The sequence below is a fragment of the Mycobacterium sp. NGS67 genome (genome assembly GCF_059812185.1).
The window spans coordinates 1-22,704 of the sequence record NZ_JCALCF010000023.1 but is presented as its reverse complement, the minus strand read 5'-3'; the positions used below and the strand labels follow the sequence as shown (position 1 = coordinate 22,704).

General features: G+C 67.0%; 21 protein-coding genes and 1 pseudogene. 6 read left to right on the top strand and 16 right to left on the bottom strand.

From position 1 onward, the window contains the following. Nucleotides 1-11 precede the first annotated feature (11 nt). Nucleotides 12-668, bottom strand: a complete 657-nt coding sequence (locus tag AC5Y4D_RS19980; RefSeq protein ID WP_499944079.1) for an O-methyltransferase — start codon at nucleotides 666-668, stop codon at nucleotides 12-14. Between the two features lie 233 nt (nucleotides 669-901). Here AC5Y4D_RS19980 and mymT point away from each other — a divergent pair, with 233 nt between their 5' ends. After that, nucleotides 902-1,057 carry a copper-binding metallothionein MymT gene (gene mymT, locus AC5Y4D_RS19975; RefSeq protein WP_499944098.1) on the top strand — a complete coding sequence of 52 codons (156 nt, stop codon included), beginning with the start codon at nucleotides 902-904 and terminating at the stop codon, nucleotides 1,055-1,057. Nucleotides 1,058-1,086: 29 nt separating this feature from the next. Here mymT and AC5Y4D_RS19970 read toward each other — a convergent pair whose 3' ends face one another. The 4 genes from AC5Y4D_RS19970 to AC5Y4D_RS19955 are packed head-to-tail and all read right to left on the bottom strand — an operon-like array spanning nucleotide 1,087 to nucleotide 5,281. Further along, the gene (locus AC5Y4D_RS19970; protein ID WP_499992002.1) at nucleotides 1,087-3,171 is read right to left on the bottom strand and encodes a glycoside hydrolase family 3 C-terminal domain-containing protein; all 2,085 of its coding nucleotides are present in this window, start codon (nucleotides 3,169-3,171) and stop codon (nucleotides 1,087-1,089) included. Further along, complete coding sequence (locus tag AC5Y4D_RS19965) at nucleotides 3,168-3,662, bottom strand: TIGR04338 family metallohydrolase (RefSeq protein ID WP_499992004.1); 495 nt, start codon at nucleotides 3,660-3,662, stop codon at nucleotides 3,168-3,170. Before AC5Y4D_RS19965 ends, AC5Y4D_RS19970 begins: the two co-directional genes overlap by 4 nt. Beyond that, complete coding sequence (locus tag AC5Y4D_RS19960) at nucleotides 3,659-4,408, bottom strand: DUF2786 domain-containing protein (RefSeq protein WP_499944082.1); 750 nt, start codon at nucleotides 4,406-4,408, stop codon at nucleotides 3,659-3,661. The genes AC5Y4D_RS19965 and AC5Y4D_RS19960 overlap by 4 nt, the downstream gene beginning before the upstream one ends. Nucleotides 4,409-4,441: 33 nt before the next feature. Beyond that, nucleotides 4,442-5,281 carry an alpha/beta hydrolase gene (locus AC5Y4D_RS19955; protein WP_499992008.1) on the bottom strand — a complete coding sequence of 280 codons (840 nt, stop codon included), beginning with the start codon at nucleotides 5,279-5,281 and terminating at the stop codon, nucleotides 4,442-4,444. Between AC5Y4D_RS19955 and AC5Y4D_RS19950 the strand changes: the two are divergent. The 5 genes and pseudogenes from AC5Y4D_RS19950 (at nucleotide 5,229) to AC5Y4D_RS19930 (ending at nucleotide 11,396) form a co-directional block, all read left to right on the top strand. After that, nucleotides 5,229-6,337: pseudogene (locus AC5Y4D_RS19950) on the top strand (sigma-70 family RNA polymerase sigma factor). The gene AC5Y4D_RS19955 and the pseudogene AC5Y4D_RS19950 overlap by 53 nt on opposite strands. Then, nucleotides 6,334-7,737: an alpha/beta hydrolase domain-containing protein gene (locus AC5Y4D_RS19945; protein ID WP_500038032.1), complete on the top strand. Its 1,404-nt coding sequence runs from the start codon at nucleotides 6,334-6,336 to the stop codon at nucleotides 7,735-7,737. Before AC5Y4D_RS19950 ends, AC5Y4D_RS19945 begins: the two are co-directional and overlap by 4 nt. A 258-nt stretch (nucleotides 7,738-7,995) precedes the next feature. Continuing rightward, nucleotides 7,996-8,721 (top strand): pirin family protein, encoded by a 726-nt coding sequence (locus AC5Y4D_RS19940; protein WP_499944085.1) that lies wholly within the window; start codon nucleotides 7,996-7,998, stop codon nucleotides 8,719-8,721. A gap of 35 nt (nucleotides 8,722-8,756) precedes the next feature. Further along, a complete protein-coding gene (locus tag AC5Y4D_RS19935; RefSeq protein ID WP_500038031.1) occupies nucleotides 8,757-10,205 on the top strand; it encodes a YhgE/Pip domain-containing protein in 1,449 nt (482 codons plus the stop codon). A gap of 54 nt (nucleotides 10,206-10,259) precedes the next feature. Next, nucleotides 10,260-11,396, top strand: a complete 1,137-nt coding sequence (locus AC5Y4D_RS19930) for a phosphodiester glycosidase family protein (RefSeq protein ID WP_500038030.1) — start codon at nucleotides 10,260-10,262, stop codon at nucleotides 11,394-11,396. Here AC5Y4D_RS19930 and AC5Y4D_RS19925 read toward each other — a convergent pair. The 11 genes from AC5Y4D_RS19925 to AC5Y4D_RS19875 form a co-directional block, all read right to left on the bottom strand. Beyond that, a complete protein-coding gene (locus tag AC5Y4D_RS19925) occupies nucleotides 11,370-12,071 on the bottom strand; it encodes a YoaK family protein (protein ID WP_500038029.1) in 702 nt (233 codons plus the stop codon). The two genes, AC5Y4D_RS19930 and AC5Y4D_RS19925, sit on opposite strands and share 27 nt — an antisense overlap. A gap of 12 nt (nucleotides 12,072-12,083) precedes the next feature. Beyond that, nucleotides 12,084-12,827, bottom strand: a complete 744-nt coding sequence (locus tag AC5Y4D_RS19920) for a mammalian cell entry protein (protein WP_500038028.1) — start codon at nucleotides 12,825-12,827, stop codon at nucleotides 12,084-12,086. Then, complete coding sequence (locus AC5Y4D_RS19915) at nucleotides 12,794-13,345, bottom strand: Rv1363c family protein (protein ID WP_500038027.1); 552 nt, start codon at nucleotides 13,343-13,345, stop codon at nucleotides 12,794-12,796. The genes AC5Y4D_RS19920 and AC5Y4D_RS19915 overlap by 34 nt, the downstream gene beginning before the upstream one ends. Then, nucleotides 13,342-14,319, bottom strand: coding sequence for an RDD family protein (locus AC5Y4D_RS19910; RefSeq protein ID WP_500038026.1), 978 nt, complete (start codon nucleotides 14,317-14,319; stop codon nucleotides 13,342-13,344). The genes AC5Y4D_RS19915 and AC5Y4D_RS19910 overlap by 4 nt, the downstream gene beginning before the upstream one ends. After that, a complete protein-coding gene (locus AC5Y4D_RS19905) occupies nucleotides 14,316-15,020 on the bottom strand; it encodes an Rv1363c family protein (RefSeq protein WP_500038025.1) in 705 nt (234 codons plus the stop codon). The genes AC5Y4D_RS19910 and AC5Y4D_RS19905 overlap by 4 nt, the downstream gene beginning before the upstream one ends. Then, nucleotides 14,990-16,549: a virulence factor Mce family protein gene (locus tag AC5Y4D_RS19900; protein WP_500038024.1), complete on the bottom strand. Its 1,560-nt coding sequence runs from the start codon at nucleotides 16,547-16,549 to the stop codon at nucleotides 14,990-14,992. The genes AC5Y4D_RS19905 and AC5Y4D_RS19900 overlap by 31 nt, the downstream gene beginning before the upstream one ends. Beyond that, complete coding sequence (locus AC5Y4D_RS19895; protein ID WP_500038023.1) at nucleotides 16,543-17,703, bottom strand: virulence factor Mce family protein; 1,161 nt, start codon at nucleotides 17,701-17,703, stop codon at nucleotides 16,543-16,545. The genes AC5Y4D_RS19900 and AC5Y4D_RS19895 overlap by 7 nt, the downstream gene beginning before the upstream one ends. Beyond that, nucleotides 17,703-19,313 carry a virulence factor Mce family protein gene (locus tag AC5Y4D_RS19890; RefSeq protein ID WP_499947026.1) on the bottom strand — a complete coding sequence of 537 codons (1,611 nt, stop codon included), beginning with the start codon at nucleotides 19,311-19,313 and terminating at the stop codon, nucleotides 17,703-17,705. Before AC5Y4D_RS19890 ends, AC5Y4D_RS19895 begins: the two co-directional genes overlap by 1 nt. Then, entirely contained in the window at nucleotides 19,310-20,869 is a 1,560-nt protein-coding gene (locus AC5Y4D_RS19885; protein WP_499947027.1) for a virulence factor Mce family protein, read from the bottom strand. The genes AC5Y4D_RS19890 and AC5Y4D_RS19885 overlap by 4 nt, the downstream gene beginning before the upstream one ends. Beyond that, nucleotides 20,866-21,906: a virulence factor Mce family protein gene (locus AC5Y4D_RS19880; protein WP_499947028.1), complete on the bottom strand. Its 1,041-nt coding sequence runs from the start codon at nucleotides 21,904-21,906 to the stop codon at nucleotides 20,866-20,868. Before AC5Y4D_RS19880 ends, AC5Y4D_RS19885 begins: the two co-directional genes overlap by 4 nt. Beyond that, on the bottom strand, nucleotides 21,903-22,704 hold an 802-nt coding region (locus AC5Y4D_RS19875), incomplete at its 5' end, for an MCE family protein (RefSeq protein ID WP_500038022.1). The genes AC5Y4D_RS19880 and AC5Y4D_RS19875, both read right to left, overlap by 4 nt.

Below are 22,704 nucleotides of genomic sequence, written 5' to 3'. Positions count from 1 at the left end.
CAATGTACGTCTCAACGCACCAGCGCCAGCGCGAAACCGTCCCAGCCCTTGCCGCCGACGGTCTGCAGCACCGCGGTGTCCAGCCGCGGGTGCTCCCCCATCATCTGCAGCGTGCCGCGGGTCGCCGCGACCCGGCCGCCGTCGGACTCGGTCAGGATCCGGCCGCTGCGGATCACGTTGTCCACCACGATCACCGTGCCCGGGCGCCCCAACTTGATCGCCCATTCCAGGTAGGCGGCGTTGTTTTCCTTGTCCGCGTCGATGAACACCAGGTCGAACGGACCGCCGGTCACGGTCGGCAAGGTGTCCAGCGCCGCACCGGTCACGACCTGCACCCGATCGCCGAGCCCGGCCCGCTCCAGGTTGGACCGGGCCACCTGCGCGCGCTGCGGATCGTATTCGAGGGTGACCACCCGACCCTGGGGGCCGGCTCCGCGGGCCAGCCAGATGGTGCTGTACCCGCCCAGCGTGCCGAGTTCGAGAATGCGGTGCGCCTGCATGGCCGAAGCCAGCAGACACAGGAACTTGCCCTGCTGCGCCGACACCGCGATGTGCGGCAGCCCGGCGTCGTCGCTGGCCTCGACGGCCGCGGCCAACGCCGGATCAAGGCCGATCAGCGTGCTGTCCAAGAACGCATCGACGGCTTGCGGGGTTGCATCTGCGGGCATAGACCAACGCTAGCCACTTTGTGGACATTGACAATTGTCGGTTGCCGGTGATCGACCGGACCACCCACGAGGGTCTGTTCGTCGGCGAGTCCACGGGCCGGGTCATGCAGACGCGGGTCGACGTCCCGGGCACCGGATCACCCTGAATCCCGGCGCGCCCTTTACCTAATACCCCTATGGGGTATATATTGATGACGGAGGCACAACCTCCGACCATTCCCATCCAGATGAAGGTGATATCCATGGCAACTCACGAAGCCGACACCGTGTTGACCTGCGGCCACGAAGGCTGCGGCTGCCGCGTTCGCGTCGAGGTCCCCTGTCACTGCTCCGGAGCCACCGAGCCGTACCGCTGCACCTGCGGGGAGGCACTGGTCCCGGTCCAGTAGGGCGGGCAGGTCGTGCGTTCGGCGGCCCTTCAGCTTCCGAACGTACGCCCGGCCAACTCGATCTCCGCGGTCAATTTCAGATCCGTCGCCGAGGCTGCGACGGCAACCGTGTGCCGGCCGGGCCTGATCCGCCACTGGCCGTCGCGGTACCGGGCCAGCAGCCGCGGTTCGGCTTCGATGTGCACCTGGCGCGACTCGCCGGGCTCGAGTTCGATCCGCTCGAAACCCAGCAGCCGGCAGCACTTTCCGTCCGGAGCGCCGATCAGGTACAGCTGCGCCACCTCGGCTCCGGCCCGCTCGCCGGTGTTGACAACGGTGCAGGTGGCCGTCACCGCGTCCGGTCCGGACACGGTCAGGTCGCGGTAGTCGAAGGTGGTGTAGGACAGGCCATGTCCGAACGCGAACATGGGCTCCTGCCCGGTGGCCGCGAACCATCGATAGCCGACCTCGGCGCCCTCGGAGTAGTCAATGGTGCTCGGCGTCCCCAGGTCCGGCCGGGGCGTCTGACCCAGGTCGGCCGGGAAGGTCACCGGTAGCCGCCCCGACGGGTTCACCTGTCCGGCAAGTACTTCCGCGATGGCCCGGCCGCCCTGCTGACCGGGATACCAGGCCTGCACGATGGCGTCTACCGAATCACGCCACGGCATCGTCACCGGATTGCCGGTCTCGAGCACCACCACCGTGTTCGGGTTGGCGGCCGCCACGGCCGCGATCAACGCGTCCTGGCCCCACGGCAACGACAGGTCCGCACCGTCGGATCCCTCGCCTTCGGCACGGATCGCGAACACGATCGCGATGTCGGCGCGCCGCGCCACCGGGACCGCCTCGGCGGGGTTGATGCCGGGATCGAAGTCGAACTGTGCTTGCGGCAGGAGCTTTCGCAGTTCTTCGAGCGGGCTCGACGGCAACAGATACAACTGGCGCATGCCTGCTTCCAAACCCGTCCCGCCGATCGGGACCACACCCGCGTAGCCGCCGGGCGGCAGCACGGTGCTGGATCCGTACCCGGCCGGCACGCCCAGATGCGCATGACCGCCGATGACGGCGATCGGGGACGCGGACGGCAAAGGCAACACGCCCCGGTTCTGCAGCAGCACGATGCCCTGACGGGCGATGTCGGCGGCAATGTCGTTGTGTGCGTTCATGTCCGGGGTGGGCACCGACTCCCGGCGGTCCACCCCGACCGCGAACACGGAGCGCAGGATGCGTCGCACCATGTCCGACAACCGCTCGCGGGGCAGCCGTCCGTCGGCAACGGCGGCGCGCAGTGGCTCGCCGAACGTCTCGGCCTGCCACAGCAATGCGTCGATCTGCGCGCCGCATTCCTGGTCGAGCCCGCCCAGTGCGCACTCCCAGCTCGGCGTCCCGCCCCAGTCCGACATCACCCAGCCGCGGAATCCCCACGCACCCTTGAGCACGTCGTTCAGCAGCACGTCGTTGGCCGCGCAGTACGTGCCGTTGACCTTGTTGTAGGCGGCCATCACCGCACCGGGCCGGCCGCGCTCGATCGCGATCTCGAACGCAAGCAGGTCGGACTCGCGGTGCGCGTCGGGGTCGATCAGCGCGTCCAGCCAGTGCCGGTTGGTCTCGTTGCAGTTCAGCGAGAAGTGCTTCACGGTCGAGATGACGCCCTGCGCTTGGATGCCGACGACCTGCTCGCCGGCCATGACCGCGGTCAAAAACGGGTCCTCGGAGAAGTATTCGAAATTTCGGCCGTTGCGCGGGTCGCGGGCCAGGTTCATCGCGCCGGCCAGCTGGACGTTGAACCCGCGGGCCCGTGCTTCCGCGCCGATCACCGAGCCCGCGGCGCGGGCCAGCCCCGGGTTGAAACTCGCCGCCAGCGCCAGGCCGGCCGGGAGGGCGGTGGCGGTGTCGCCCGGGCGGAATCCGGGATTCGTGACGCCGAGCCCGGCATCGCTCATCAGCAACGCCGGCACGCCCAGCCGGTCGATACCGGGCACGTAGCCGGCGCTCATCGGGACGTCGGGCGGAATGCGCTCGTCGCGCAGCGGCCACATGTCCCCGGCGCCCATCACGCCGACCAGCAGGGCGAAACGCTCGTCGTCGGTGAGCTGCGCCTCGACCTCGCGGGCGCGCACGTCCGGATCGGTCACGACACACCCTCTTTCGCGTACACGACCCTGAGCACGTAGCCGACTTCGGGACCCATCACCAACTCCGTCAACTCACACATCGTGGCCACGAACTCCGGTCCGTGCGCAGGTGCCACCTGGCACAGGTGGTGTGCAACCTCGTGCAGCACCACCAACTCCCGCATCGCCCAGTCGGCGGTATCCCGATCCGGAACGGCGACAGTGCCTGCGCCGTCGCGGTTTTCGTAGTGCGCCGCGGTGGCCGCACGGCGCGCGCGCACCCGCAGCGGTGACACGTCCGGCCACTGGCCACGGACCGCCGGCAGCGCGAGCACGTCGTCGACGTAGCGCTGCACCGACGCCACCGACGCGAACCGTCCCTCCGGCGGCAGCGTCAACTGCGTGCCGAAGAACTCCACGCTGGACGACCCGTGCTCGGCGGCACGGTCGAACATGGTGCGGACGAAGACCTCGGCCGCATAGACCTTGGCGCGCTGGGAATCCCGCGTCACCGGCCCAGTGCGGTCCGCGCACCCGGCAACTCCGGGCTGTTACCCAGCCGCGCCCGCCGACCGGCCCGGTCACCCGCGCGCCGGGCCGCCGAGGAGTACCCGGCGGTGGCCCGGCTGGCCTGCCAGGTGCCGCGCGCCTGCGACGTGCTGCGGTAGTGGTCGCGCAGCTCGACTTCCTTGTCCCGCAACGCAATCGCCGTTCCAGGGGCGCGGGCACGGTCCTTGCTCACCTCCTGGCGGGCCTGTTCGCGGGCCTCGAGCAGCCGCTGACCGACCCGCACCCCGAACGCGAGCTGGAAGTTCAGCCGCGCGGTGATGGTGGGTGTCGGTCGGTGCGCGCCGGATGCCAGGTAGGCGTCCGAGGCGCGAACCATCTGGACCACCAGGCTGGCGTACAACGCGTGCGCGGCGTCGATGTCCTCGGCGAACCCGTAGGCGTAGAGGAACGTGGAGTTGGACGCGATGTCACAACGCACGTCGTTGGCCGAGGCGATCAGCACGAAAAGTTGCACATAGGTGCGCAATCCGCGGGTGCCCGCGGTGCCGATGGTGATGGTGCGCTGGGTGGGGGCCTGGGCTGCAGAGCGGTTAGCCGAATGGGAACGCGCCACCGCCAGGTCGATGGACGCCGCCGTCGCCAGCCGCTGCGCGGCGCTCAGGAACGCATCGGATTCGTGCGGGTTGTCGGTGCCTTCAGCCTGACGCAGCAGTGCCGCGATACGGGACAGCATCTTGTCGTCGGTCATGGGAGTCAAACTAACCGAGGGGTCCGACAGGCCTCACAACCGTAAGTTGATCCACGACACGACGTCGTCGAGCACCTGGTCCTGCTCGGGCTCGTTGAAGACCTCGTGGTAGAGCTCGGGGTATTCCTTGAGCTGGACGTCGTCGGAGCCCACACAGAGGATGAGTTGGCGGCTGCCGCTGATCGGGATCAGCCGATCGCCGGTGCCGTGCACCACCAGCAACGGCACGGTGATCGCCGGTGCCCGCGCCGACATCGTCTCGCCCACCGAAAGCAGGGCCCGCCCCATACCGGCCGGGACCTTGCCGTGGTAGACCAGCGGGTCGTCGTAGTACGCCTTGACCACGTCCGCGTCGCGGGAGATGGCGTCGGTGTCCAGCGCCTGCACCGGCAGTCCGGGTGCCAGCACCCCCAGCACCTTGGCTGCCACCGACACCACCTTCGGCACCAGCTCCTGCGCGGCGATCGCCGGCGCCGACAGCACCATCAAGTCGTAGTTGTCCGGACGTTCCACGCCGTAGGCGAACACGATCGCGCCGCCCATGCTGTGGCCCAGCACGATGCGTTTGCAACCCGGGTTCTCCCGGGTCGCGATGCCGACCAGGGTGTCCAGGTCGGCGGTGAACTCCGAGACGTCTCTGACCTGCACCCGCTTGCCGCCGGATCGTCCGTGGCCGCGGTGGTCGAGGGCGTAGGTGACCAACCCGGCCGCCCCCAATCGTTGCGTGACGTGGTCGTAGCGCCGGGCATGCTCGCCGAATCCGTGGGCCAGCACCACCACCGCGCGCGGCGCGACGTCCGGCGTCCAGACGTCGTAGACGATGCGCACTCCGCCGACACCGTCGAAGGTCCGTTCCGTGCGGGTGGTAGTCATTGAGGGCAGCTTAGGCGAATGAGGCCCACTCCTCGCGTGGAGTTGTCGCAGACTCTGCGTAGTCTCGACCGGGTGAGTGTTCTCACCGAAGACACCGCGTCCGGCCCCACCGGGGATTTCTCCGCCCACGCCGAGCCCTACCGGCGGGAACTGCTGGCGCACTGCTACCGGATGACGGGCTCGCTGCACGACGCCGAGGATCTGGTGCAGGAGACGCTGCTGCGGGCGTGGAAATCCTATGACCGGTTCGAGGGCAAATCCTCGGTACGCACCTGGTTGCACCGCATCGCCACCAACACCTGCCTGACCGCGCTGGAGGGACGGCAGCGCCGCCCGCTGCCCACCGGGCTGGGCACGACCAGCTCGGACCCGACGGCGGAGCTGGTCGAGCGGGCCGAAGTGCCCTGGCTGGAGCCCCTGCCGCAAGGGGACGACCCGACCGACCCGTCGCAGGTTGTCGGCCAGCGGGAATCGGTACGGCTGGCGTTCGTGGCCGCGCTGCAGCACCTCTCGCCCCGGCAGCGAGCCGTGTTGTTGCTGCGCGACGTGCTGCAGTGGAAGGCCGCCGAGGTAGCCGAGGCGATCGGCACCACCACCGTCGCCGTCAACAGCCTGCTGCAGCGGGCCCGCACCCAGCTCGACGCCGTCGGACCCAGTTCTGAGGACCGGTTGGCCGCCCCGGAATCGGCCGAGGCCCAGGACCTGCTGGCCCGCTACATCTCGGCATTCGAGGCCTACGACATCGACCGGCTGGTGGAACTGTTCACGGCCGAGGCGATCTGGGAGATGCCGCCCTACACGGGTTGGTATCGCGGGGCTCGGGACATCGTCACCCTCATCCACCAGAAGTGCCCCGCCGAGGTGCCGGGTGATATGCGCATGGTCCCGCTGGTGGCCAATGGGCAGCCGGCTGCCGCGCTGTACATGCGCGCGGGCGACCGGCATGTGCCGTTCCAACTGCACGTGCTGGATGTCCGCAGCGACGGCGTGTCACACGTCGTCGCGTTCCTCGACGAGTCGTTGTTCGCCAAGTTCGGATTACCGGAGTCGCTATGACAGATACGCCCACCGTCGCACCGATGCCCGGTAAGCCGCTACTTCTGTTGGGAGCCTTCGACATCGGCGCGGTGGGTTATGAGGTTAACGAGTTCTTCGTCTCGGGGACGGCGGTGTCCTACGTCCCGGACGGTGAGCTGGGTCCTGATGGCCGCTGGGACGTAAAGCCTTCGGCTACAGCCGATTACACCACTCGCCTCGTGGTGCTGACGCCCACCGACCACGCGAAGTTCAACGGCACGGCGCTGGTGGAATGGCTCAACGTCAGTGGCGGCATCGACGCTCCGGCGGTCTGGATGATGGCGCACCGCGAGGTGATCCGGGCGGGCTACGCCTATGTCATGGTCTCGGTCCAGAAGGTCGGCGTCGACGGCGGGATGAACCTGCTGGACATGGACATGTCCCTGAAGAGCCAGGGTCCCGAACGCTACGCCGGCCTGAACCACCCCGGCGACGCGTTCGCCTACGACATCTTCTCCCAGGCCGGCCGGCTGGTCCGAGACGCGGGTCCGGAGCTTCTGGGCGGGCTGAGCGCCGAACACGTTGTGGCCCTTGGCGAATCGCAGTCGGCGATGTTCTTGACCAGTTACGTCAACGCCGTCGATCCGCTCGCCGAGGTGTACGACGGGTTCCTGGTGCATTCGCGCTTCGGGCCCGCCGCGCCCGTGGACAACCGATCCATCTTCGAGCTGCTCAACGGCCCGTCCGGATCGGTCAAGTTCCGGCCGGATCTGCGCGTCCCGCTGCTCACGGTCATCACCGAAACCGACCTGTTCGGGACGACGCCGCAGGGTTATTACTTCGCCAGGCAACCCGACAACGACCTGCTGCGGGTCTGGGAGATCGCCGGCGCCGCGCACGCCGACAACTACACGATCCAGGTCGCCGCCATCGATTCGGGTTCGGCGCCGATCGAGGACCTCGCGGCCGGCTACACACCCACCAAGAGCCTGATGGGCCAGCAACTCGACCACTACATCAACTTCGGGCCGCAGCATCACTACGTGGTGCAGGCGGCCCTGGCCGGGTTGCACAACTGGGTCCGCACCGGCGCGGCACCGCCCAGTGGGCCGCTGCTGGAGGTGCGCGAGGGCGAACTCCCGGAGCCGGTCCTGGACACCCACGGCATCGCCGCGGGAGGCGTCCGGACCCCGTGGGTGGACATCCCGATCGCCCGAACGTCGGGGGTCAGCGCCGAGGAGAACATCATGGCGGCGATCTTCGGATCCGGCGAACCCTTCGACGAGGACACGTTGCGCCGGCTGTACCCGGGCGGCGCGGAGGAATACCTGGCCGGCTTCACACTCTCGCTCGACGAGGCGATCGACGCCGGTTTTCTCCTGGCGGCCGATCGCGACGAGATCCTGCAACTCGCCGCGGCGACATACCCGCACGCCTAGGTGCACGGCCTGCGCCGGCCGCTCGCGCTGTTGTCACGCGGACGTGTGTACGGCTTTGCGCGTGAAGCTACGGCGTTGCGGGTGAAGCTACGGCTTTGCGGGTGAAGTTATGGCGTTGCGGGTGAACCCAGGGCGGACTTTCTGCGATTATCCCGCCCTGGCTTCACCCCGAAAACCGTATGTTCACAATAGAAGCCAACGGTTCACAACCGAGGCTCCGCCGCTACCGCGCCCGCCCGCCGCACTACTGTAGAACCCATGCCTGCCACCGTGGACATCCGGCGAGCAGCCGACCGGGCGATCACTACCACTCCCTGGCTGGAATCCCGGCATTCCTTCTCGTTCGGCGACTACTACGACCCCGACAACACCCATCACGGACTGCTACTGGTCAACAACGACGACGTCGTCGCACCCGGCACCGGGTTCGACTCGCACCCGCACCGGGACATGGAGATCGTCACCTGGGTGCTGGACGGCGAACTCACCCATCGGGATTCGTCCGGCAACCACGGCATCGTCTATCCCGGCCTCGCGCAACGCATGTCGGCCGGCAGCGGCATCCTGCACTCAGAGACCAACGAATCCGAAAGCACGCCAGTACATTTCGTCCAGATGTGGGTGTCGCCCGACCAGTCCGCCATCGCGCCGAGCTACCAGCAACTCGACATCGGCGACCGGCTACACGACGGGAAGCTGGTCACCGTCGCTTCGGGCATCCCCGGACGCGATGCCGCACTCACCCTGCACAATCGGGACGCCGCTCTGCACGTCGCCCGGCTGGGGCCGGGCGGCACGGTGGAGCTGCCGTCGGCACCGTATCTGCATGTGTTCGTCGCCCGGGGCGCACTGACTGTCGAGGACGTCGGCGAACTCGGCGCCGGCGATGCCGTCCGCGGCACCGACGCCGGTGCGCGGCGGATCACCGCGCGGCACGACTGCGAGGTCCTGGTGTGGGAGATGCACGCCGAGCTCGGCGGCTGATCACATTAGAGTGGGCACGACCGACAGGAGTCCCCATGTCTCAGAAGCAGCCTCGGCACGCCATGCCCAAACCCGATCGGAACACAGGGTCGCTTCGGAAGGTGCGGTTCTGGCTGGCGCCGATCGTCATCACACTGGCGCTGTTATCCGCACTGTCCGCGCTGTATCTCGGCGGCATCCTGAATCCGACCACCAATCTGCGGCATTTTCCGATCGCCGTCGTCAACCAGGATGCCGGGCCGTATGGCAAACAGGTCGTCGATGCCATGGTGGCCAAGCTGGACAAGGAGAAGTTCGACGTTCGGGTGGTCTCGCTGGCCGAAGGCAGACAACTCCTCGACAGTGCCCAGGTATACGGCGAAATGGTTATCCCCGTGTCGTTTTCGTCGACGCTGCACGAGCTCGGCGAAAGCGCGTTGACAGCCAGCCGCGGGGAACGCGCCACGATCACGATCTCGACCAATCCCCGCGCGGGCACGCTCGGCTCGAGCATCGCCAACCAGACCTTGACTCAGGTCGCGACGACGGCGAATACCAAGTTGGGCGAAGGACTTTCGGCTGATGTGGTAGCCCGCGCCGGCGGGGCGCCGGTGGCCGGCGCAGCCCTGCTGGCCGTGGCCAACCCGATCGAGATCAAGTCGACCGTACACAACCCACTGCCTGCGGGCACCGGAAACGGCCTGTCGGCCTTCTACTATGCGCTGTTGCTGTTGCTGGCCGGCTTCACCGGCAGCATCGTGGTCAGCACTCTGGTGGATTCGATGCTCGGTTATGTGCCTGCCGAATTCGGTCCGGTGTATCGATTCGCCGGGCAGGTCAGGATCTCCCGGTTCAGCACCTTGCTGGTCAAGTGGGGACTGATGGTGGTGCTGGCGTTGCTCACATCGGGTGTGTACATGGCCATCGCCGACAAGTTGGGCATGCCCATCACGCTGGGCTGGAAACTGTGGCTCTACGGGGTGTTCGCCATCAGCGCGGTGGGCATCACGTCGAGTTCGCTGATCGCGGTGCTGGGTTCGATGGGTCTGCTGGTCAGCATGCTGATCTTCGTCATCCTCGGGTTGCCCTCGGCCGGTGCGACGGTACCGCTGGAAGCCGTTCCGCCGTTCTTCCGATGGCTTGCCGAGTTCGAGCCGATGCATCAGGTATTTCTCGGCGTGCGTTCGCTGCTCTACTTCGACGGCCACGCGGATGCCGGCTTGTCCCAGGCGTTGCTGAAGACGTCGATCGGCCTGGTGATCGGACTGTTGCTGGGTGGGATCGTTACGCACCTCTACGACCGCAAGGGATTTCACCGAATCCAGGGTGCGGCCGCGCTCGCGATCGCCGCCGAACACCAGGCCCAGCACCAGGCCCGGGAAAGGGCCAGAGAGACAACGCGCGAAACCGAAACCGAAGCCGAAGACACGACCGAGACCGAAGCCGAACCCGAAGACGCGCCCGAAACCGAGACCGAAGCCGAAACCCCAAGCGGGCAAACGTAATTCCAGCGCGGCCGAACCGTCACGCGCCTGTGACTTATGTTGACAGTGTGACGGATGTGGCTAATCCTGAGAGGGTTGCTTCCCCCAATCAGGCCGAAAGGGCTTCTCGTGCTGACGCCATCTGCCGTGTTGCGCAGACTGACGGCAAGTTGCGCCGCCTTCGCCGCCTTCGTCGCCCTGAGCAGCACCACGGGCCAGCCGCTGGCACGCGCCGCCGATGCCCGTGAACTGCTCGAGCAGGCCATCGCCACCACCAAGGGCAGCTACCTGGTCTACAACTTCGGCGGCGGCCACCCCATGCCGCTCCTCGACGGCGCCGGCCACTGGTACGAGATGGGCAACGGCGGTCACCTGATGATCCTCAAGCAGGCCTCCGGCCGGTTGCAGCCGCATCTGCTGGTGGACACCCATCGAGGTGACCAGGCCCGGTGTGAGAACAACGCCGGCGCCCGCACCGGCGAAGGACTCTGGCAGGCATCCGAGGTCTACGCGCCGCTGCAGGCCTGGGCGCGGATGGGACAGCCGACGATCGCGATCAACGCCAACTTCTTCGACGTGCGCGGCCAGAAGGGCGGCTCGTGGCGCGATACCGGGTGCAGTTCACCGCTGGGTGCGTTTGTGGACAACACCCGCGGTCAGGGCCGGGCCAATCAGGCCGTCACCGGCACCGTGGCGTATCCCGGCAAGCAGGGTCTATCCGGAGGCAACGAGTCCTGGACCTCGCTGACGACGATGATTCTGCCGGTCGGTGGTGCGCCATATGTGTTGCGGCCCAAGGGCAGAGAGGACTACGACCTGGCGACGCCGGCCATCCAGGAGCTGCTCGACAAGAACGCGAAGTTCGTCGCGGTGGCCGGCATCGGCCTGTTGTCGCCCGGCAACACCGCCCAGTTGCACGACGGCGGTCCCAGCGCGGCCCGCACAGCGCTGGCTTACAACAGGCAAAAGGACGAGATGTACATCTTCGAGGGCGGCAACTACACCCCCGACAACATCCAGGACCTGTTCCGCGGCCTGGGCAGCGACACCGCGGTACTGCTCGACGGGGGTGGCTCATCGGCGATCGTGCTGCGCCGCGACACCGGGGGCATGTGGGCCGGTGCGGGCGCACCCAAGGGATCCTGCGACACCCGCCAGGTGCTGTGCGATTCGCGCGAGCGGGCGCTACCCAGCTGGCTCGCTTTCAACTGAGCCCGCCGCCGGCCCGAACCGAAAGATCAGCAGGCTGACGCCGACGACGGCCGCCGCCAGCCCCAACACCGGCGCGACCGCGAACCGCGATATCGTCGCACCCAGCGCCGCGCCGGCGCACATCGTCAAAACCACGCTGTAGCGCAGCTTTTCGCGGTTCCCGGTGCCGCCGGCCAGCCTGCTGTCGACCCCCAGTCCCACGATCGTCGACGTGAGCACCGTCGTGGTGAGTTCCTGGATGCCGAATTGACGTGCGGTGGCGTGCTGCAGGCCGTAGGCGGTCGCCATCCCGGCGATCAGGAACAGTTTGGTGTTGTCCTGGTAGCCCAGCACACCGGCGCCCGCCCCGGCCGACAACGCGGTCAACAACCCCGTCTCGATGCCCAGTGCGCTGGTCAGCCAGGACCGGGTGCGGACCCCGTAGTGGCGCATCAGCCTGCCCCCGAGAATGGCTCCGGCGACGAAGGCCGGGAAGACCACGACGGCTGCGGTCAGGTCCACGTTGGTATTCCGGGCGAACCAGAAGCCGAGGAAGATCACGTTGCCGGTCATGTTGGCCACGAACACGTGACCGAGCACCAGGACGCTGATTGCATCGGCCAAACCGGTCGAGAAGGTCAACAGCAGCAACGCTGTAACGGTTGACCGGTTGGAGACCGGGGACGTCGCGACCATCGCGCCGGTCCGCTACAGGTGGGGCGTGACGTCCAGCGAGGTGATGGTGTTCATGGTGGTCACCTTCCAACGGCCGTCATCGAGCTTCATCATGAGCCGGTAGGCGAGGTACTGCAGGGTCGGGATGTTCTTCCTCAGCGGGCTGGTGGTGGAGGTGTTGGTGTAGACGATGGCGGTGGCATTCGGCCCGTTCAGTGATTCCACGGCGACGCCGGTGACCTCGGTGGAATTGGTGACCTTGGCCTGCTTGTTGGGCCCCGCTATTTGCTCAATGATCTTGCGGTACCGAGCGCGGAAGTCGCCGGTCAGGTAGTTGTCCGCCCGATCGGAGAGAGTATCCATGTTCTCTGGTGTGTAGCTCCACAGTGTGGTGACCGCTTTCGCCGCGGCCTGCGCCACCTTGAACTTGACCGCGACGTCGGCACGCTCGGCGAGGTACGGCTGGACGGTCGCGCCGGCGAATGCCGCGGAACCGACGAACAGCACGGTCAACAGCGCGACCACCGCCGCGACCCAGCGGCCGGTCCGTTTCTTCTTGACCGGCGCCGGTGACGCCGACTCGTCCGAGTCGGAATCGTCTGCGGCCGAGTCGGTCTCGTCCGCCGAGTCGGAATCCTCCGGGGCCGAGTCGCTTTCGTCCAGGGCCGAGTCGGTCTCGTCTACCGAGTCGCGCTCGTCCACCCCGGCGTCGACCTGGGTTTCCTCTTCGGCGTCCGCGACGGTCAGATCACCTGCAGCAGGTTGCTTATCTTCCACTGATTCCCTTCCTGCTTGGCAGTTGCCGACCAACGGTTGGTGCTCTCGAAGACCTGTTTGCCGTCCGGCGACTTGGAGGTGACGTCGGTGGCGACCAACACAGTCACACTCCCGTCGTCGTTCCACCGCTCCACCCCGGCTTCCAGCACCGTGCCGGTGGCCCGTTCCGCACGAGCGACCTGCAACAGGATCTGGTTGGCCTGCTCTTCGTACTGCTTGTGGAAGTCGCCCGTCGCCTGGCCCAGGATCCGGTCGATGTAGTCGTTGGCATGGAACGGGTCGATCGAGGTGAACCCGGTCATGAACCACTTCACGTAGTTCAGTGCCGAGGTCTCCCGTTCCGCGGTCCGCGCCCGGATCTCGTGACGGATCGTCATCAGGGTGCAGAGCGTGAGCCCGGCGACCATCACCAGGGTCGCGGCCACGGCCACCAGCCGCAGTTCCCGGTGCCGCGGCGGTACCGGCTGCGCGACCAGCAGCGACTGCTCGCCGGGGGCGAACTTGCGACGCGGACTCATTTCCCGGCCCCTGGGGGTTTCGGCTTGGCCAAGACGACGAGATCGTCCACGCGCCAATGGTTCTCGCGGTCCTTGGCGAAGTTCACCCGCAGGCTGGCGGTGATGTAGCGGGTCTGATCCCCGGATCCGCGCCGGCCCTGCATGAACAGCAGCATCGTCGCGCGGTCCGGCGCCGCCGACAGGATCGAGTTCGCCGTCGACCAGTACTCGTTGATGACGGGGTGGCCCTTCTGCACCGTCTGCTGCTGAGCCGCCAACTCAGGCCGATACCGGTCCGTGGTCAGCGTCAGGGCGCGGGCGAAGTCGTCACGCAACGTCGCCGGATCGTAGGTCAGCATCTGGGCGACGATCTTGGGTCCCTCGGTGAAGATTTCGTTGCGCGTCCGCTCGGTCGCCCGGGCCGGTGCATATCCCTGCTGGTAGCCGATCCCGACGGCATCCAGGCAAACCGTGGCAGCGGCGAGCAGGGCGACCACCGTCCACTGCCGCACCTTGTCGGGATGCTCGTGCGGGACGACACGCAGCACCTCGGTGCGGGTGAGCATGTCGGCGAAGGTGCGGCGCTCGGAATCCCACAGCGGCCAGAACCAGCCGATGAACAACGCCGCCGTGTCGAGTAGGTGCGCGAGTTCTCTGAGCAGCAACCGCCACGGGCTGACCGCCGAGCCGTCCCGCCCCGACACCGCGATGCCGAACAGGGCGCGGCCCAGACTCCAGCCGGTGATCGTCGGCAGCAGCAGCCGGTTGACCAGGACCGCCAGCACGACGACGCCGAGCACCGACATGCAGACCCACCACCACGTGTGGCGCACCGGCAAGGTGAATGACACCACGGCCAACGACGCCGCCGCGGCGAAGCCCGGCAACACGTCCACAACGAACGCGGCGGCGCGCAATCGCCACGACGCCAAGGCTTTTTCGGGTAAGTCCTGGGCGGTCTCCGTGGTCTGGATGTCTTCGACCACCACCGTCACTTCGTCACCTGTTCGAGCTTCGAGATTTTGTAGGTGCCCTCGACGGGCGCCATCTTGACCCGCAGGCGGTAACCCGCCTCCTGATCCTCCGCCTGTTCATTGGACACCTTGACCCGGAGCGCGACGAGTATGTCGACCGACCCGTCCGGGTTGTTGCGTTCCACCGCCGCGCGCATGTCCGACACCTTCAGGTGCACGTTGGCGGCCTGGTACGCCTGGACCAGCATGCTGCTGTAGAGCAGGGCCTGGGTGCGGTACTGGTCGGTGCCGCAGTCGATGATCTTCTGTTCGCTGGCGGCCATGCTGCTGGTGTCCGGCGCCTGGGTCGCCACCACGCAATCCTTGGCGATCTGCAGCGCCGTCGCGGCGTTGCGTGCGCCGGCCTGAAAGTCCTGGTGATAGCGCAGCGCCACGTAGCCGCCTGCCGCGATGGCCCCGCTGAACAGGAGCAACAGTGCCGCGATCGTCGCAAGCCAGGCGCGGTTCACCCGCGACGGGCGCCGTTCGACATCCTCGGCAGCCTCGGCCCCAGCCTCGGACTCCTCCGTCGCGCCGAGTTCGGTGTCAGCCGAGTCCTCGTCCGTCACCTCAGAACCAGCCGGCGCCTCGGACGGTTCGGTGTCCGCGGGCTCGGCTGCAGAGCTAGTCGGGTCGTCCTCGTCGATGGGGTTCAGCCGGCCGGCGCCAGCATCTCCATCCATCCGTCGTCTCCTGTTTTGGTTGAGTTCTCGACGGAGTATCTCACCCCGTCGGGCCCTACCAGCTGACCGCTCTGCGGGCTGTACACAGCGGACGGGGGCCCGCCCGGAGTGTAGACGCAGGGGTTGGGCTGTTGCCCGTTGCACTGCACCGCGCCCTGGCCGGGTCGCGTCAGCGGGTCGCTGACCGGCGGGGGTGTGAGTCCGCCCGGTGGCAGCCTGTCCGCGGGCAGCGGGTTCAGGCCGTTGTTGACCGACGGCGCCGGAACCACCAAGCCCGGCTTCACCGGCTGATCACAGCGCGCGGCGGGCGCCGGGCAGGTCAGCAGCTGGTTCGGGTCGCCGTACCAGGGGTTGGTCCCGGCCGGCTCGTAGGGCTTGGGGCTACGGCACTCCTTCGGCGTGGCGGCCCGCTTGCCGGGCACGTCGACACACGGGATGTTGCGCGACCCGCGCACGCTGTTGGCCGGTGTGTCCATCGGAATCTTGCAGTACGTGCCGACCGGCAGCGGTTGCACGCTGGTGTCGGCGAACGAGCGCCACTGTTCTGCCGGGATGAAGCCGGTCAGGCACGGCGGCGGTTGGTTGATCGCCAGTGCCAGGTCGAGGTCGGCCTGGTTCGGGAAGGGCGCCGCCACCGTCTGCGCGATCGAGGCGCCCTGCGGCAGGAACACCAGCACCTGCTCGAGGCCCTTGTTGTAGCGCTTGAGTAGTTCGAAGACCACCTCGAGGTTCGCCAGAGTCTGCGGCAGCGACTCCCGCACATCGGTGAACACCTCGTTCACCTGGTCGGCGGTCGGCGCGGCCTGGGTCAGCACGCTGCGCAAGTGCTGGTCCTCCGCGGCGCTCTGCGCGGCCAGCACGTTGAGGTTGTGCGACCAGCGCCGGATCGCGCCGCCCGAGTCGACCTGACTTTGCAGTACCGGTCCGGAGTGCTGGATGAGGTCGTCGATGTCGGTGATCTGGTTCTTGAAATCGCCGACGATCGCCTGCGTGGCATCGACCAGCCGCTGCAGTGACGGGCCCAATCCGCCCACGGCCAGCGCTGTTTCGTCGAGCAGCTGCGGAATCTTCTCCTTGGGCAACACCGCCAGACCCCGGTTCGCGGTGTCCAGCGCCGGCCCGATCTCGCTGGGCACGGTGCCCTTGGTGATGGTCTGACCCGAGGCGAAGAATTTTCCGGGGTTGCCCTCCGACACCAGGTCCAGATACTGCTCACCGACCGCCGACACCGAGTGCACGTTCGCCACGGCATCGACGGGGACCTTGTACCGGCTGTCGATGCTCAGCTTCGCCCGGGCCCCCCAGGGGGTGGGCTCGACCTCGTCGACCTTGCCGATGGTGATGCCGCGGTAGGTCACGTTGGCCGTCGGGTACAGACCGCCCGACGCCGGCAGATTGGCCGTCAGCTCGTAACGGCCGATGCCGACCAGGGTCGGGACCTGCAGGTAGTAGATGCCCAGCACCGACAGCGCCACCACCGTCAAAGCCAGGAACAGCAGCAGCTGGCGTCTGATAAAGGGTGTCAGCATTGGCCTCGCTCCGCCCTCTCCACCAGCGGCCCGCCCGGGGCGTCGTTCGGGTTCGACGTGTAACGGATGTCAGGAATCATCGACTCGGGGTCGCGGCCGAAGGACTGCTCGATGGCGCGCAGCAGTCCGGAGAACCCGGTACCGCTCAGCACCGCGTTGTCCACCGAACTGAGCGTCACATCGATCGTGGCGTTCACGTTCTGGTAGTCGCCACGGAACATCTTCGGCACCGTGTCGATGTCGAACGGCTGCGTCAGGATCAGCTTCAGCGCGCCGATCAGGTATGGCGACCCGCGGCCCAGCTCCCGCAGCGGGCATTGCAGCAGCTGCAGATCGGTGTGCAGGTTGGCACGCGTCTCCGACAGGTACTGGTCGGCGACCTGGCTCAGTCGCCCGACCGAGTCCACCGCGTTGATCAGCAGGTTCTTCGTGTCGGCGAAGTGCTTGATCAGCGGCGGGAAGTCGGTCAGCACCCGTTCCAGCACGTCGTTGCGGTTGCCGACGTAGCCCAGCAGCCGGTTCGTCGAGTCGATCGCGTGGGTGATGTCGTCGCGTTGCTCGTTGAGCTGCCTGGTGAAGGTGTCGAGCTTGCCCAGGAAGTCGCGGATCTGCTCGCCCCGGCCTTTGAAGATCGTGTAGATCTCGTTCTGCAGCACCTCCAGGTTGGGGATGCCGCCGCCGCGCAGGATCAGCGAGATCACTGCCAGCGTCTGCTCGATGTTCGGATAGACCGACGAGTTCTTCAGCGCGATCACGTCGCCGTTCTTCAGCTGACCCTCCGGCTTTTCCGGGGATATCAGCTCCACGTGCTGCGACCCCAGCAAGCTGGTCTGGCCGATCTTGAGCAGCGCGTTCCTGGGGAGCTTGGTGTCCTTCTTCAGGCCCAGCGTCAGGGTGGCGATCCAGTTCTTCAGTTCGATCTTGCGGATCGAACCCACCTCGACGTCGGCGACCATCACCTTGCTGTTGCCGTTGATCGCCAGCGTGTCGGGTACCTGGGCGTAGACGACGTAGGCGCCGTCCCCGCTGCCCGGTGCGCCGGGAATGGCCACCTGGGAGATGCCCTTCCAACCGCAGGAACTCAGCATCAGCGCCGCCAGCAGCAGCACCAGCACCTGCCAGCTGCGATAGCGCATCTTGCGCAGCACCCGCATCACCGGCCTCCTGCCTCAGCCGGCAACGGTGCGCCCACCGGTGCGTTCAGTGCCGGCCCGGGGGCCGCCGGGGTCGGAGCCACCGGACCCGGGACCACGCCCGGTCCGGGCGGCGGCGGCTGCACCGGTACTGGCGCGTTGAGCGCCACCGGCGGCACCACCGGGTACTCGTCATAGGCGTTGGGCGGTCCCGGCGGGGTCTGCAAGGTGGACTGGATCGGCCCGATGTCCGGCCCGCCCATCAGCTCGGCCAGCGACTCCGGGGTCATCAGACCCGCGGTGATCGGCCCGACCTTGACCCCCTGCATGCCGGGGGCCACCACCCAACCCTGCTGGGTGTTGCGGTGCGACAGCGGGGTGTCGGGCACCCAGATGCCGGGCACGGTGGTGTCCTTGTAGCCGTTGGGCGGGCGCAGCCGCTCCTCGGAATAGGCCACCATCTTGGGCAGCACTTCGGCGGTGCTGAACGTGTTCAACCCGAACGGGAAGTAGTTGAACTTGATCGAGTCGAGGATCGGCGCGAGGTACTGCGCGCACAACTCCGCGGACTCCTGATACCCCAACCGGCTACCGGCCTGCACCGAACTGCAGATGAACTGCATCGGGTTGGCGAAGCTGGTGATCTCCGGAACGGCGACCAACGAACCATGCGACGGGTGATAGATCTGGTTCACGTTGGCCGCAGCCGTCGGCAACACGTGCAACGCGGTCTCCAGTCCGTTGTAGGACTCCGGTTGCAACAATGCGGTGGTCGCCTCGGCCAGATTGTTGACGTCGTGAGTCAACACCTCGCGGTTCTTGTCCAGGAACGGCCGGATCGTGGTCAGGAGCTCGTCGAACTGGCGGATCGCCGCCGCCAGCGCACCGTCGGTGCTGGCCAGCCGCCCGGTGACATCGGCCAGGTTCTGGTTGAGCGCCACGAACTGCTTGTCGTCCTGGTGCAATGCGTTGACGAACTGGGCCAGGCTCTTGACCACGGCGAAGAAGTCCCCGCGCCCCTCATTCAGCGCCGTCAGAGCCTTGGACAGATTGTCAAGTGTCGAATTCAGTTGTCGGCCCTTGCCCGACAACCCGTTGGCGAATGAGTTGATCACCTCACCGAACGGCCCCTGCGGCTGCTCTTTTGTGGGGCCCAGCTTGGAGATGATGTTGGTGATGCTGTTGCGCAGCTCGTCCCACTCCACCGGCACCTGAGTGTGGTCGATCTTGATCTCGGCGCGGTTGGGCAGCACGGGTCCGCCTTTGTAGACCGGCTCCAATTGGATCGCGCGGGACGCCACCAGCGTCGGGTTGAGGATGATCGCGTGGGCGTCCAGCGGAACCTTGTACTTGTTCTCGTAGTGGAACGTCACTTTCATCTTGTCGCCGGCCGGCTCGATCTTGTCGATCGTGCCGACCTTCATGCCCATGATCTGGACCTTGTCGCCGGCGTACAGCGCGTTGGCCTGGGAGAAATAGGCCGTCACGGTGTTGGTCGTCAGCTTCATGTACAGCTTGAACCCGACGAACACGGCGACCAGCGCGAGGATCACCACCAGGATCCCGACGATCACCGTCACCCGGTTCAGGCGCGGCAACCGGATGTTGCGGACGTCAAAGATGGTGCTCAATTCTGGCTACCTCCCACTACGCCACTGCCACCGGTCCCACCGGGATTGATGAATGGCGCCGGCAGCTGGTTCCCCGGCCCAGGCGGCGCTGCCGGACCCGGAGGCAGGCCAGGGGCGAAGGTCGACGGTGGCCCCACCGGTCCCGCCGGTCCCAGCGGCTCGGTGCGCGAGCCCGGTGGGGTGTTCGGCGGCAGCGGAACGGGGGTGCCCTGCACGTCCGGCGCCGGCTCGCCCGGGCGTCCGGCGATCGGGATGCCCGGAATGTACGGGACGCCGTTCGGGTTGGGCGGCGAAGCCGCGACGTTGGGTCCAGGGAACCCGACCCCACCGAACGGACCGTTGTTGAGCCCGATGCAGGGCAACGGGTTCCCGGGCGTCGGGATGCCGTCTGCGGGCGGCGTGTACGAGCACGGCGTTCCCGGCGGCACGGCCGGTCCCGGGTGTTCCGGGGTGCCTTCCAGCACCAGCGGTCCCGGCGGCGGGGCGCCGTTGGGGAACCGGGTCCCGTTGGGGTCGGGGAACCGGTAGGCCGGCAGGCCGGCTCCGCGCCAGAAGTTCTCCGGGTCCAGCCCGCGCTTCTTGAACGCGGCGTCGATGAACGGCTGGATGATCTGACCCGGGACCAGGTTGTGAATCACGACCTTGAAGAACGGTCCGGACGCGATCGACTCGTTCAACGACGGCAGGAACCCGCCGACCATCTGCAGGCCGTCGGCCAGGTCCTGTTTGCGCGCGACCAGCACATCACTGACGGTGCGCAACTGCTCCAGCACGTGGTTGAGGTTCGGGTTGTCGTTGATGAAGCCTTGAACCTGCGTTGAGAAGTAGGCGATGTTGCCCAGCAGGGCGTCGATGGCACGGCCGCGGTCATTGAAGGCGGCGAGCAGCGTCTTGGCGTTGACCAGCAACCGGTCCACCTGCTGGCTGCGATCGCCGAGCACGCTCGCCACCTGGTTGGCCTGAGCGAGCAGATGCTTGAGTTCGTCGTCACGCTTGCCCAGGGTGTCGGAGAACTTGGACACACCTTCCAGCGCGGGGCTGAGCTGCGGGTAGGTCTGGTCGATGGTTTCCGACAGCACGTGCAACGACTGCTTGACGGTGTCGATGTTCCAGCCTCTGGCCGCGGTGGTGACGTCCAGGAAGGCGTCGTAGATCTGGTAGGGCGTGGTGCTCTGACCCAGCGGCAGCACGCCGTTGGGTCGCAGCGGCTGGTTACCCTTCGCCTCGATCTCCAGGACCTTCTTGCCCAGCAGCGTGTCGGTGCGGATCTGCAGCCGGCTCTCGGTACCGATGCTCTGAGTGCCGATCGAGAACTTCATCACGATGTGATCGCCGTCGATCTTGATCGCCTCGATTTTGCCGACGTCCATGCCGGCGATGCGCACCTTGTCGCCCTTGTTCATGCCGCCGGTGTCAGTGAACTGCCCGTAGTAACTGGGCTTTGCCATCAGCATCGGCACGCTGGTGAAGCTCTGGCCGACGCCGATCACCAACAGCGTCACCAGGATGCCCATCAACCCGATCTTCAGCCGGTTGGGCGGCTCCAACGTTCTCATTGCGGCGAGCACCTTCCTGTCGGCTGGTGGAAGAGCCGGACGGTGCGGACCGGTCCACCGGGTTGCAGACCGTTGATCCGGAGGCTGATGTCGCAGGAGTAGAAGTTGACGAAGTCACCGTAGGAGCCGATGGACCGGCCAATCAGGTTCAACGCGGACGGCACGCGCTGTAGGAAGTCGTTGAGCTGCTGCCGCTGATCGACCAGCGGCTGCTGCACGGCGTCCAGGTAGTTGATGGTCTTGTGCAGGAGTGCACGGTCCTCGGCCAGCAGATCGGCCACCGTCCCAGCGGCGTTGCTGATGTTCGCGGTGCCGCCGGCGAGGCCGTCACTGTGGTCCTTCAGCCCGGTGATCAGCACCTCGAGATTGTTGACGGTCTGGTCGAAGTCCTTGCGGTGCCGGACAGTGGTGTCCAGCACGGTGTTCAGGTTCTTGATCACTTCGCCGATCGCCTGGTCCCGCTCGGCGAGTTGATTGGTGAGCGACGCGGTCTGGTTCAAGATGTCGTTGATCGTGCCGCCCTGGCCCTGGAAGACCGTGATCAACGACGACGCGATGGTGTTGACCTTCTCCGGGTTCAGTGCCCGGAACACCGGTTTGAATCCACCGATCAGCGCGTCCAGGTCCAGTGCCGGGGACGTGCGCGACAGCGGGATGAGTCCGCCCGCCGACATCACCTTGTCCGCGCCGTCGCCCTCGCCGCGCCGCAGCTCGAGGTAGCGGTTGCCGATCAGGTCCAGGTAGCGGATCTGGGCGGTCGTCGACTGGTACAGCGGGATTGCGCGGTCGACGTCGAAGTCCACCTTGACCCGCCGGCCGCCGTCGAGCAGCTCGAGGTTCTTCACCTTGCCGATCTCCACCCCGGAGGCCCGCACGAACTGACCCGCCCGCAGCCCACTGACGTTGCTGAACTCCGCGGAGTAGCTGGTGGTCCGGTCGAAGCGGATCTGACCGAACACCACGATGATCATGACGCTGAACAGCAACAGCACGAATGCGAAGATGCTGAGCTTGACGAGAGTCCCGGTGATTTTCATGGGTTGATCGTGTTGTCCCCTACTTGACGGCCCCAGACGTACTCGAGCACGTAGGGCGAACCGGTATCCAAGTGGTTGTACGGCGCGATGCTGTTGCCGGTGTCCATCACCAATTCCGGTGCCGGCCACAGTTGGCGGGTGATCTGCTGCCAACAGCCGGGGGCACCACCCGGGCCACCGTGCGCGGCAACCCGCGGCAGATTCTCCGGATACATGTAGGGGTTCGGTGCGCCGCCGACCAGGCCCGCGGCCAGCCCGCCGACCTGGGAGAGCAACAGCGGCACCAGCGAAACCGGGTTGAGCATCGCACCCAGCGCGGACAGGATCTCGGAGTGGGTGTTCAGCGAGTAGCCGTTGCCGCCGAGGAACGTCCGGACCGTCGGTTCGACGTCGTGGTAGTTGCGCAGCGTGCAGTACAGCTCCGGGCTGTACGTGTCCAGTAGTTGAGCCGTCGGCACCAGGTCGGCGGCACCGCGGGCCAGGTAGGGTCCGCCGCGCTCGAAGATGTCGGCACCGGTGTTGCCGAAGCCGGCGGCGGCCAGCAGCGCCTGGTCCAGGTCCCGCTGCTGCGCGTTGATGCTGCGCGCGGTGGTCGTCGAATTGTTCAGGAAGTCCAGCAGTTCCGGTGCCGCGTCCGCGTAGACGTCACCAAGGGAGGCCAGCGCCTGGATGTCGCGGCGGGCCTGGGGCATCTGCGGGTTGATGTCGTCGAGGATCGCGTTGCCGTTGACGATCGACTGGCCGAACCGGTCGCCCAGCCCGGTCAGCGCCTGCGCCGCCGCGCTCAGCGTCAGGTTC